This window comes from Neorhodopirellula pilleata (assembly GCF_007859915.1).
Lineage (GTDB): Bacteria > Planctomycetota > Planctomycetia > Pirellulales > Pirellulaceae > Rhodopirellula > Rhodopirellula pilleata.
The window spans coordinates 284466-297052 of sequence record NZ_SJPM01000004.1 but is presented as its reverse complement, the minus strand read 5'-3'; the positions used below and the strand labels follow the sequence as shown (position 1 = coordinate 297052).

At 55.9% G+C, this 12587-nt stretch carries 9 protein-coding genes; 7 read left to right on the top strand and 2 right to left on the bottom strand.

The window, feature by feature from the left end:
• The first annotated feature begins 128 nt into the window (after positions 1 to 128).
• From Pla100_RS12105 to Pla100_RS12095, 4 genes are all read left to right on the top strand, one after another.
• Positions 129 to 1352, top strand: coding sequence for a DUF1559 domain-containing protein (locus Pla100_RS12105; RefSeq protein WP_146577937.1), 1224 nt, complete (start codon positions 129 to 131; stop codon positions 1350 to 1352).
• A 155-nt stretch (positions 1353 to 1507) separates the two neighbouring features.
• Positions 1508 to 1684, top strand: a complete 177-nt coding sequence (locus Pla100_RS30720) for a hypothetical protein (RefSeq protein WP_197167870.1) — start codon at positions 1508 to 1510, stop codon at positions 1682 to 1684.
• A 91-nt stretch (positions 1685 to 1775) separates the two neighbouring features.
• Positions 1776 to 4253 (top strand): family 78 glycoside hydrolase catalytic domain, encoded by a 2478-nt coding sequence (locus Pla100_RS12100; RefSeq protein WP_231602989.1) that lies wholly within the window; start codon positions 1776 to 1778, stop codon positions 4251 to 4253.
• A gap of 155 nt (positions 4254 to 4408) precedes the next feature.
• Complete coding sequence (locus Pla100_RS12095; RefSeq protein ID WP_231602988.1) at positions 4409 to 5797, top strand: Gfo/Idh/MocA family protein; 1389 nt, start codon at positions 4409 to 4411, stop codon at positions 5795 to 5797.
• Positions 5798 to 5839: 42 nt separating this feature from the next.
• Here the strand turns inward: Pla100_RS12095 and Pla100_RS12090 are convergent, their stop codons facing one another.
• Positions 5840 to 7561, bottom strand: coding sequence for an FAD-dependent oxidoreductase (locus Pla100_RS12090; RefSeq protein WP_146577935.1), 1722 nt, complete (start codon positions 7559 to 7561; stop codon positions 5840 to 5842).
• Between the two features lie 4 nt (positions 7562 to 7565).
• Positions 7566 to 8573 carry a calcium/sodium antiporter gene (locus Pla100_RS12085; protein ID WP_146577934.1) on the bottom strand — a complete coding sequence of 336 codons (1008 nt, stop codon included), beginning with the start codon at positions 8571 to 8573 and terminating at the stop codon, positions 7566 to 7568.
• A gap of 697 nt (positions 8574 to 9270) precedes the next feature.
• Here Pla100_RS12085 and Pla100_RS12080 point away from each other — a divergent pair.
• The 3 genes from Pla100_RS12080 to Pla100_RS12070 all read left to right on the top strand — a co-directional run bounded on the left by Pla100_RS12080 (position 9271) and on the right by Pla100_RS12070 (position 12586).
• The gene (locus Pla100_RS12080) at positions 9271 to 9909 is read left to right on the top strand and encodes a Uma2 family endonuclease (RefSeq protein ID WP_146577933.1); all 639 of its coding nucleotides are present in this window, start codon (positions 9271 to 9273) and stop codon (positions 9907 to 9909) included.
• A gap of 140 nt (positions 9910 to 10049) precedes the next feature.
• Positions 10050 to 11777 carry a MotA/TolQ/ExbB proton channel family protein gene (locus Pla100_RS12075; RefSeq protein ID WP_146577932.1) on the top strand — a complete coding sequence of 576 codons (1728 nt, stop codon included), beginning with the start codon at positions 10050 to 10052 and terminating at the stop codon, positions 11775 to 11777.
• Positions 11777 to 12586, top strand: a complete 810-nt coding sequence (locus Pla100_RS12070; RefSeq protein ID WP_197167869.1) for a hypothetical protein — start codon at positions 11777 to 11779, stop codon at positions 12584 to 12586. Before Pla100_RS12075 ends, Pla100_RS12070 begins: the two co-directional genes overlap by 1 nt.
• Position 12587 lies beyond the last annotated feature (1 nt).

The window sequence follows — 12587 nt, the reverse complement described above, 5'->3', positions numbered from 1 at the left end:
CTTTTTCTGAAGAATTACCGCAAAGAACGCCTGCTAGGTCGGGTTAGACACCACCAGATTCATTCAGTGTCGCGATCGTGCGCCACGATCTGGCCGTAATCTCTCCTCACATTCAATGGATTTTTCAGATGAAACGCAATCGTTCTGGCTTCACACTTGTCGAACTGCTGGTGGTCATCGCGATCATCGGCGTCTTGGTCGGGCTGTTGCTTCCCGCCGTTCAAGCGGCTCGCGAAGCCGCCCGGCGGATGAGTTGCAGCAACAATTTCAAGCAAATCGGCCTCGGAATTCACAATTACCATTCGGCGTACAATCAATTGCCGATTCACGGCAACGGAACGGATATTCCCAACGGTGCTCAACCCTGGGCCCAACTGGGTAACACCACGTCCAACAATCGGCACGGTTCCTACTTGATCGCGATCTTGCCGTTCGTCGAACAGCAGGCTCTTTGGGAGCAAATCAGCAATCCCCTGGCGAACCCCGGCGGAACTCCGAACCCTTGGCAAGCCATGGGACCTGGACCAGCGGTGATCGCTTACGGTCCTTGGGGAACCGAACTTCCGGGCTACCGTTGCCCTAGCGACCCAGGCGTTGGGCTTCCCGCATTGGGCCGAACCAATTACGGGGCCTGCACCGGCGACTCGTCGGTCATGTCGCGTGAAGGAGCGGTTTATGTGCACACCGTGGCGACCGGTGCCACCATGCCGTATTCGATGAGCAATTCAACGCAAGCCGAACGATCGCGCCTCGTTCATCGAGGGATGTTTGTGCTGTTCGGGAACATGAAATTCAGAGATACGCTCGACGGGCTGGCCAATACGATCATGTGCGGCGAATTGGCGACCGACTTGGGTGACGCCGATAATCGAACGTCCCGGCCTGGCGATGTCGCTTACACAGATAGCGGCAGCGGACGAAATCAATGTCGCCAAAACCCCAAGTATCAATATCAGTTCCATGACCCGGCGCGTCCAAGTTTTTGGATTCCCGCCGCGGCCACGACGGTCAGCGCCACGAGCGCTCGTGGATACCGATGGCATGATTGCCATCCACTCTTCACTCAAGTACACACAATTCTGCCACCGAACTCTGGGCTTTGCACGGGCTTCAATGATAGCCATGACCAAACCGTAACCGCATCAAGCCGCCACCAAGGTGGTGCTCACGTGCTGATGGGTGATGGGGCCGTCAAGTTCATTACCGACTCGATCGAAGCAGGTAACAGCAATCGTCACATGGTCTCGTACCACGGCAGCCCTGTGTCAGTCGCGGGCGAAGTCAGCCCTTACGGACTGTGGGGTGCGCTCGGAACGCGAGCCAACAAAGAAGTCATCGACGAAGACATCTGAAACGGCTGCTAAGTCGACCAAGACTGATTTAAGAATGTTGCGTTTAGCCGCATGTTCAAGGACATGCGGCTAGTTGAGGCAACCTTTTCATTATCCCCACCCGTCCAAAATTCTTCACCCGCTAGCAATTCATCGAAGAAAGCATTTGATCCCCAATGAATACTAAAATTTACGTCGTTCTTCTCGCACTGGCAATCTTCGGCGGCTGCTCGTCTGACGCGGCAAAGAATGTAGTCAGCGATGCGCCGCAAAGCGAAATCGATAAATACAACCAATTGATCGAGGAAGAAGCGGCGCGGGTCAGCGCGGCCCCCGAAGAAAAAGGAATCTAACCCAAACCGCTGAGCGAAAGGTCGGTTGTTTAGCCGATCCTGTCGTCGCAATGGCCGGGAATCGAATCCAAACTTTTTTGGGGCAAAGATTATGAGACTTGAATCATTTGGATGGTTGTTGGCTAGCTTGTGGTTCGTTTGTCCTGCGATCGGACAGGAAGGCTTGGCTTTGTCGAGCCACCGAAATGCCGAATCCCAGGATAACACCGATGGCATGGAATCCATGCTCAGCCGTGGTTACACGCCGTTGTTCAATGGTGCGGATCTCACCGGATGGTGGAACCCGTATCCATACGGCGAAGCTAAGGTGATCGACGGCGAAATTCATCTTCGCGCCGATAAGAAGTTCTTTCTGGTTACCGAACGAAAGTATGCCGACTTCCGTGTGAGCGTTGAGATCCATCTGCCCGAAGGTCCGGCTAACTCCGGTGTCATGTTTCGATGCCATGTCGATGAGAACGCCCAAAAAAAGGTGTTCGGCTACCAGGCCGAATGCGATGGCTCAGATCGAAAATGGTCGGGAGGTCTTTACGATGAAGCACGGCGGGGCTGGGTTTGGCCGAGCACTTCTGGACGGTCAATCGAACCGTTCCTTGAACACGAGGCGGAATCCAAAGCGGCCTTCGCAGACCCCGTCATTGCCAACGCTCTGAATCGCCACGGATGGAATCGGTTCGACATCACATGCATCGAAGATCGCATTTCTATCGAAGTCAACGGCGTGCCGACTTGCTCGTTCCGCGATACCGCTGACGCCTACGGATACATTGCGATCCAACATCACGGCGAGAAAGGACAAACTTATCGCTTCCGCAATCTGTTCATTAAAGAACTACCGCAAGTACCAGCCGAGGATACGGTTTCGATCGTAGAACAAGCACCGGTGGCGGTTACTAAAATCGACGATCAAGTCACCTTAGTTGATTTCGGCAAAGTCGCCTTCGGGAACATCGCGATGCGGATCCCTCGCTCTGGAAGAGGAAATGGGAAACTTCATTTCGGTGAAAAACTAAAGAACGGACGAATCGATCGCGAGCCACCAGGAACGGTGCGCTATGGAGTCAGCGACTTTCGAAAAGGTAGTGGGCAAATCGGTACTTGGATCGTGCCCGCCCCAGTCGACGTTCGAAATACCGAACAAGCCGGTGCAACAGGCGACCATCCGCCGGCGGTCCTGACACCTAGGTCCTGGTTGCCCGTCATGCCGTTTCGGTGGGTCGAAGTGGAAGGTTGGGACGGTGATTTTCAACCCGAATACATCTCACGTCGTGCCGCTTTCGCCTCGAACTGGAACGACGACGCGAGTTCGTTCGAATGCTCCAACGAGTTGCTTAACGAGATCTGGGAACTGTGCAAGTACAGTATCAAGGCAACAACGTTCGCGGGAGTTTATGTCGACGGTGACCGGGAACGAATCCCCTACGAAGCCGATGCCTATCTCAACCAACTGAGTCACTACTACACCGATGACGATGTCGAGATGGCGGCGAAAACGTTTGATTGGTTGATGGAGCATGGAACTTGGCCGACCGAGTGGGCGCCCCACATGGTATTCATGGCCCACGCCGAATGGATGCAATCGGGGAACGACGAATGGTTAAGCCATCGCTACGAATCGTTAAAGACCAAGACGTTGTTGCATCGCAGTGGCGAAGACGGACTGATCCGGAGCGACGAGTTAGATCGCAAGCGGCATGACATCGTTGATTGGCCGCAGAAAGAACGCGACGGTTTCGTGTTCACGGAACTCAATGTGGTCGTGAACGCGTTTCACATCGAAGCACTCCGACAAATGGCCGAGATGGCCGACGGACTCGGAAAGTCCGGCGACGCCCAAGCGTTTCGAGATCGCTTGAACCTTGCACGCACATCGTTTCAGACAACGTTTTTCGATGAATCGACCGGGATCTATCGCGATGGCGTCGGCACGAATCACAGCAGTCTTCACGCGAACTTGTTTCCATTGGCTTTTGGGATCGTGCCAGACGAAAAGGAAGCCGGCGTGGTCGCTTGGTTAAGGAAGCAGAGCATGCGGTGCAGCCCCTACGCGGCGCAGTATTTCCTGGAAGGATTGTTCCGTCACGGTAGCGACCAAAAGGCACTCGATTTGATCGTCGCCGAGGGGGACCGCAGTTGGAAACACATGGTCGATAGCGGAACGACGATTACTTGGGAAGCTTGGGATCTTAAATACAAGCCGAACCAAGATTGGAATCACGCTTGGGGTGCCGCGCCCGCCAATCTGCTACCTCGATTCGTCCTCGGGGTCGAACCAAAACACCCTGGATGGACGTCCGCAACGATCAGTCCTCAACCCGGTGAATTGAAGTACGCCCGCGGACGCGTTCCCACGAAACTTGGGCCGATCGTGGTCGACTGGACCAACCAATCCACTTTTAAACTTTCTCTGGCCCTACCCGACGGTGTCAAAGCAACCGTCGATGTTCCGGCCGCCGTGGGAACGACCGGCGTACTGATCGATGGGAAACCAGCCGTTGCCACTAAGGTCCGAGATCGCTGGGTCATTACGGAAGCACTCGTCGGCGATGTCGTCATTGAAACGAAGTGAATGGAATGATTGGTTCTACGGTGAACCAATCCCAGTGAACCAATCCCAGTGAACCGACTCCGAACTCCTGCCTAGCTTAATCCACCATGTGCAATTCAACTTCACACACTCCATCGAGACGCGATTTCTTCTCCGCGACGGTCGCTGCGGGCTTAATGACGTCTGCTGCTGGGCGGTCGCTTCGGGCGGCCGACGCCAACGATGAAATCAAGTTAGGCTTCATCGGCTGTGGCGTGCGAGGTGGTTTGTTGATGAAGCAGTTCGGTGAGGTTCCCGGGGTAAGGATAGCCGGGCTTTGCGACGTCGATTCGCAGCGTTTGGGCCAAGCGAAGGAGCGTTTTCCGTTGGCGAAAGGGTTCCAAGACCTGCGCGATCTGATCGGTGACCCGAACATCGACGCGGTCGTGATCACGACGTGCAATCATTGGCATTGCCTTGCAGCCATCTGGGCCATGCAAGCGGGCAAGGACGTCTACGTCGAAAAACCGCTCTCTCACAGCCAATGGGAAGGAAGACAAGTCGTCGCGGCAGCTCGCAAATACGACCGCATCTGTCAAATCGGGACGCAGCAACGTTCCGATCCGATGCAAGCGGAAATCAAGAAGTTTCTGCACGAGGAAAAGGGGCTCGGCGAGATCCAAGTGGCTCGCGTGAATCACTACTTCATTCGCAAATCAATCGGCAAGAGCGACGCGCCGCTGCCAATCGACAAGAATTTGGCCTACGACACATGGCTGGGCCCGGCCCAAAAACAACCGATCTACCGAAACCAGTTGCATTATGACTGGCACTGGGACTGGAACACCGGTTCGGGTGACATGGGTAACTGGGGCGTGCACATTCTCGATGACGTCCGCAATAACATCTTCCAAGATTCCGTCGCGTTGCCTCACCGAATTCTCGCCGGTGGCGGACGAGTCGGCTTTAACGACGCTGGCGATACACCCAATGTGCACTTCGCCTACTTCGATACGGGTTCGATTCCCGTTCTCATCGGACTGTCGAACCTAGCCGACCAGCCCGGTTCGAAACAACGGGCCACCCATCATGGCCCACATTCCGGATACATCGCCCACTGCCAAGGCGGCCGATTCGAAGGCCAACGGGGACGAGCCGTTGCGTTCGACAACGACGGGAGAACGATTCGAGAATTCACAGGCAACCGCGGCGACGTGCTGCATCAACAGAATTTCATCGACGCCGTCCGCAATCACGATCGTTCTGTTTTGCACGCCGAGGTGTCCGTCGGCAATGACAGCACGGGGTGGTGCAATTTGGCCAATGTCGCCTTCCGAGCCGGCGGAGCATTCAGCCAAGACGCCGTTAACGAGGTGGCTTTGGATGAGTGGCGAAATCTCGTCGCCGCCACCGGCGAACACCTTCGGTCGCACCAACTTCACTTGAACGATCCGGCCATTCGCCTTAGCCCGATGCTGGAACTTGATCCAGAGTCAGAGCAATTCGTTGGCGAACACGCCGAGTCGGGCAACCAGTTCTTGAAGAGAGAATATCGATCCGGCTTCGAAATTCCCGAATTCGCATGAATACGAAACCGGTCGGCCGGCAGCATCGGATTGCAAGCCGCCTCATGTTGTCACCCCCAGAGAGGCGACCTTCATCGCGGCGCGACAGCCATGATCGAATGCTTCTTCGAACAACGCAATTCGGCTTAAGTCCGTGCAGGCGACGTGTACTCGGCGATTATCGCTTTCGTTGAACCGGCACTGGGGATGAAAGATTGTGCCGACACGCGGTTGGACCATGGCGTGCCCCCATACCATCACGTCCAAACGCGAGACCAGCGGCCGAATATCAGGATGCATGGTTTCCAAGTCGCTGATCACGATCTCGCTGGCCTCCGCCCATGTCATTCCCAGCAATCGTTCGCGAATCTTTTCTGGCGCATCTCCTGGTAACTCTTCGGGGAGCGCGGTGTACCATGTCAACACGGTCGCGCCGTGATCACGTCCGGTCTGGTGAACCGAATTGACATACCCGAGCGACGACGAGGCATACGAAACATTGTCCCACGACATCGGAAAACCGGTTTCGTTAGGCCGATCGGTCAGGTGCACGTTGGCGACCAGCCATGAACCATATCGATACGTCGACTCATGCCGCTTTGGCTCCGTTTGCTGATCCGGCGAAGTCACGCCCGCTTTCATGGTCGCGGGGGGCATCAGCCGGCGACGTACGAATTCAGGAACGGCCAAGATCACGTGCTCGGCATCCATGATTCTTGGTTTCGATGTCGACGTGTCGAGCAGCGTCAATCGCAGGACGCCGTCGGCCTCTTCGTCGATTCGCATCACCGCTTGATCCGTTTGAACGTGAGCGGCAACGTCTTGGTACAACCGATCAACCAGAAAAGCGTTCCCTTCCGGCCACGTCAGTACGGGCTGCGTCCGGTCGCTGCCTTCGATCAGGCGGGCGGCAAAATAAAATACTCCCGCCCACGCACTGGTTTGCTCGGGATTCAATCCGTAGTCGTCTTGACAGGCATAGCGAGCCAACCAACGCAGTGCCGGCGCGTTGAACGCTTGCCCGTCCAGCCAATCGGCGAACGACATTTGATCGAGCGAAACGGCTTCGGGATCGTGGCTGCAACGGGATGTCGGAAGCGTGAAGAAAGGCTTGCCGTCATCGCCGATCCGGGTCGACCATGTCCGCATCAAATCCTCAAATCGGGACAATTGCTCGTTGTCCTCGGGCGTCAAGAGTCCTTCCGGCACAAGACCCGGCCACCAACGACCGCGAGCAAACAGACGCTCTTCCGGTTCACGACATAGATACTGCTCGGCGTATCGAATCTCCTCGCCTTGGATTGACTCGATCACACCGATCGAATGTAAGAAGGCGACCAACTCAGGATTGGATGCTTGAGGGGCCGGCAGATAGTGGGCGCCCCAGGGAAAACGAAACGTTTCGCTTTGGCCTCCGCGAGAGGTCCCTCCGACGACCGATTCGAGCTCAAGCACGACAAAGTCGTCGATGCCGTTGCGCTCCAAATGCCACGCCGCACTGAGACCAGAAACCCCACCACCGACGATGACGCAACGATGCCGGGTTGACGAGAGAGTCCCCGTGTCAGTGATCCGTTGCTCTCGAGGCAGCCGAAGTCGATGTCCGATCTCACGGTTCGGTGAAAGCAGTGTTCCCGAAGGCGGCAACGGCCCCGAGAACCATGGCGGCCCGGAGGGCCACTGATCGCAACCACCTGATGCGACGAACGCGGCAACCGACGTCGCCCCGAAGACCATCCGCATCAACTCGCGTCGCGAATAACGAAGCGGTTCGATTCGGCTCATCGGTCTACCAAGGTGTGGGAATCGCGTTGTTGACGATCAACAAGTAGACGATGTAACAGCCGTACAAACCCGTTAAGAAAAATCCTTCGAGCCGCGTCACCGTATGATCGGTGCGAAAGACAAACCAACTCACCAGCGCTGCGGCGACCATGACGGGAATGTCGATTACCTCGATCGAACGCAGGACATTGATTCCCACCGGAGATACCACCGAAGCAACACCGAGCACCGCGAGGATGTTCAAGATCGTACTGCCGACGGCGTTGCCGATCGCGATGCCGCGTTCTCCCTTGAGCGTCGCGGCGACGGAAGTCACCAACTCTGGCAACGACGTACCCACCGACACGATCGTCAAACCGATGACCGCTTCGGATAATCCAAAGAACCTGGCAAACGTGACCGACCCGGCGACGAACCATTCGCAACCCAAAATCAACGCGCCGATCCCCAACGCCAAGATCAAGAATTGCATCAAGACCGCACCGACCTTGCGTCCCAGCGAATCGCTCTCCAACGGTTCGCCAGCGACATCTTCGACGAACTCCATCATCTCAGCCGAAGGTTTTTGTTTGCCGAGTTTGTAGGATACGCCAAAATAAATCACCATCGCGGTCAACAGAATGATCCCGTCGATGCGATTGATGTTTCCGTCGTATCCGAACGCGCCCATCGCGATGCAGGTGACAACCATTACGGGGACGTCGAAATAAGTGATTTGTCGATCAACAGGCAACGCCACCACGATCGCACTGAATCCGACGATCATCAACATGTTGAACAGATTGCTACCGACGACATTGCCGATCGTGATGTCCGCTTGGCCGTCGAGTGCGGTCGCGATGCTGACCGCCATTTCAGGGGCACTGGTGCCCAATGAAACCACCGTCAAGCCGACAAACAGCGGACTCAGTCGAGCCAAAATCGCCAACCGCGAGGCCCCCCTAACGACTCCTTCACCACCGATGAGCAGCAACAGCGAACCGGCGATCAGTTGTCCAATGGCGAAGAGCATGAAGAGTCGAGAGTGATGAGTCGAGAGTGATGAGTGAGGAAGCGGTGACGAGAAGAGGTTACCAGAAACGACACATGGTCGGGAGGACGATGGCACGCAAACGGGAGATACCGTCGGCGCATAAAAAAACCTGCTTGCTGAGACCAAGGTAACCATCTCAGCAAGCAGGAAAATCTCGCGTTTTTCTCATTCAATGAGCCAGGCTCAAAAAGCAAGTGTGATCGCGAGTGGGGTGGCCGACCCAAGCGTCAGCCCGCCGACTTTCGTCAAGGGTTTCCACCCCGTTGGCTAGTACAGCAATAATCCACTTGATCACCTCCTTTAGAAACATGGTTTGACGCCGACTCGTCCAGGTGCCAACCAGAACGGACAAGCCGCACGTACGGAAGTTTTGTCGCGACGCGTATCGCGACCCGGTGACGACATTATCGTCAAGGGTCAAGACGAGGGCAAGAGAAATCGGGTTCGCGGGTTTTTGAAACGATTTATCAGGTTTCTCGGCATTTTCATGGCGATGCCCCGTTCCCTCGAGGCCGCGTCGCTAGAATAAGAACCTATCCGAAAAGGGGTCTGACCCTCTCCGGCGATACCCTCAAACGAATGAATAACGACTCGCCTCCAAAGGGTCAGACCCCTTTTCGGATAGGTTCTAAATCGTCGACGGAACCTTTCGCGATACCCCTTATTGGGAGCCAAGATGACCTCACTGATGATCAATGACCCGATCGTTGCCGATCAGCTGATCGCCGAGCGAAAGGCTCGGCGTGCGGATCGTTTTGACGAAGTTTGGGATGGAGTTTATATGATGTCGCCGATCGCCAACAACGAACATCAAAGTCTCGCGACACAGTTGTCCGCCGCGATCTGCGCGATCGTCGATTGGCAGGATCTCGGCAAAACCTTCACGGGGGCGAACGTGAGCGATCGGCCGACCGATTGGACCAAAAATTATCGCGTCCCCGATGTGCTTGTCTTCTCCGCCCAAACGAACGCCGAAGACCGTCATAGCCACTGGTTCGGTGGACCGGAATTCGCCATCGAGGTTGTTAGCCCGGGCGATCGAACGCTCGATAAACTGGACTTCTACGCCGAAGTTGGCACGCGTGAATTGTTGGTGATCGACCGTGATCCCTGGCAATTGACGTTGTATCGATCGACTCGAGAAAACGGCCCCGACTCGCCATCGCGGCTCAAACCGGTGACGGTCAATACGTTCTCACAACCCGTCCACATCGAATTGCAAACGTTCCCGCTAACGTTCCGCCTCTCCGACAATCCGAAGACGATCGAAGTCGGAAATGCCAGCGGCGAGCTGATCCGGGCCATCCCCTTGTAAGCATCGGGAGAACGAAACGGGAAGTCGCGCGGCCAACGAGCAGTTATACTGGGGCTCCGCGTCATTTGGGGCTCCGCGTCCTTCGGTCCGCCCGCCTCGTTCGCTTTCAGGGGCAAACTTCCCGAATTCCAAGATTGAAGATGGCCATTTTTTTTAAAATCCCGTGCCCCGGATGCGGTAAATCGCTGAAGGTGTCCGACAACCTATGCGGCAAGAGCCGGGCCTGCCCCTATTGCCGCGAGACCGTGCGGATTCCTGACTCCCCGCCGGAGGAGCCCACGGCGGATACTCCCGCTCTTCCTGAAATCAACACGGGGTCGCCTTCTCCAGATCCAGCCATCAACACGACACCTGCGATCAACACCGGGCCGGCGATCAATACGCCCCCCCAAGTGAAGACCGACGCAGTGAAGACCGACGCAGTGACAACGGCTCCACGAACCGCCAAAGTTGCTCCTGCGGTTCAAGTCGAACCGAAGAAAAAGGGGAAGGTCGTCCGTCGCAAACGGGCTCAAAAAAGCTGGTTTCAATCCTCCAATGATGCCGCCAGCAGTGACATCAGCTTGGTGCTATCGGGATTGATCGGAGCTGCCCTGACGTTGGTATGGTACGGCGTCATGTTCGCCATGAGCGGCACAGCGCTGTCCGATTTGTTCATCGCTCGGGGCCCGGTTCCCTACCCAACAACACTATTGATGTTCTGGGCCGTTGCGATCTTGGTTCTCAAATGGTTGCGGCTTAACGAACAACGCAATGCGATGTTGCTCGACGTCCTGCCGACGGAAGTCTCACCGGAGATCACTCCCGAGTCGCTCGACGGATTCATCTCGCACATCAATGAACTTCCCGGTGCGAGCAGCGATAGCTTTCTAGTCAATCGGGTCGTCCGCGGTATCGAACATTTTCGCGTCCGCAAGAGTGCCGCCGAAACCGTCACGATGATGGAATCGCAATCTGAAATCGATGCCAACAACGTCGCGGGCAGCTACACGATTTTGAAGGTGTTTATCTGGGCGCTGCCGATCCTCGGTTTTATCGGGACCGTCATGGGGGTCAGCGCCGCCGTGGCGAGTTTGGCCGGAAGCCTCTCCGGTGGCGGCAACATGGATGCGATGAAGTCGGCCCTCCAAGAAGTCTTCGGAGGTCTGGGTACGGCCTTTGATACGACGTTGTTGGCGTTGATCATGAGCATGTTGGTCAAGATCCCCGCCTCGGCGCTTCAAAAGTCCGAAGAAGACATCATCACGCGGGTCGACGAGTACTGCAACGAGAACCTGTTGCGACGACTCAATGACGGCCGCGAAGGCGGTGCTGAGCGTGGGGCCGGCGGTGGCGGCGGTGACACGCAAGTGTTCCGCGAAGCGGTCGAGCAAGCCCTCGGCACACAGCACGCCGAAATGGAGCGATGGCTCGAAAAACTCGACGCGATCGGCGGCCGACTGACGTCCCAAGTCAGCAAAGGCTGGGACGAAGTCAACCAACGTATCGAGCAACAACAACAAAAGCATGTCGCCGTCTTGCACAAACAACAACTCGATCAACAAGCCCGGCTGCAGGCGCAGCTCGATCAAATGGCCAACGCGGCCGACAAGATCCAAGCCAACTTAACGTCACTCGCCGAACAAACCGCAACGTTGCAGAACCAAGTCAACGAAACGTTTGAAAAGACCGGCGTGACGCTGACCGAACATCTCGGCGGTGTGCAGACGGGACTGGCGAGCCTCAGCAGTGTGCTAACGCAACTCGGCCAACAACAGGTTGTCATTCAACAAGTTCCTGTGCAAACATCCGCTGTCGAAACGCCCGCCAAACGAGGCTGGTTCGGACGAAACGCGAAATCCAGTCGACGTAACGGGAGGAAAGTCTGATGGGTCGCCGACGGCGTGACAACGACGATGATATCTCGTTGTTCCCCTTTTTGAGCATTATCGCGTCGGTGATCGGTGTTTTGACGATGATGATCGCAACGCTGGCGCTGGCCCAAACAGACACGCCCGACGTCGCCATGATCGAGGAGTACGAACAGAAAGAAAAGGAACTCAATGAAGCCGAGGAACAAGTCGAACAACTCAAGCTCGAGATCTCCAAAACGAATTCGTCGGCTTTAAAACTCCGCGAACAGCGAGCCACTCTCAACATGACGATCACCGAATTGCAAGAACTGTTAACCGAACTCGAAGAAGTCGAAAGAGAACTTGCCGAACAAGAAGCCGTCAAGATTGTGATCCCGGCCGTCGACGAGAAACTACGTGAGACCGCCGCCGACATGGAATCCCAAGCCGAGGCGTTGAAAGAAGAACTCGCTCAACTCGAAAAGGAACTCGAAAGCCGCACCTCAACCAGCGAAGCGAACGTCACGGTGTTGCCCCAAGGCAGCGGTTTGGATTTCAAACCTCACTTCGTTGAGTGCGCCGCCGATTCCATCGTGATGCACCATGTCGATCCGCCCAAACGGATTCGTGTCAATGATCTGACGACCGACAAGACGTTCTTGGACCTATTGAATTTGGTTGCCAATGGAACGAACGATACCATCATCTATTTGGTCCGTAGCGACGGGTTGAACACGTACAACCGCTGCAAGAAGATTTGCGATGACCGAGAAATTCGAAACGGCAAGTTGCCGGTCGTCGGCCAGGGTCGGATCGACCTCAGCGCGTTCGTCAATCAGGAGTAGA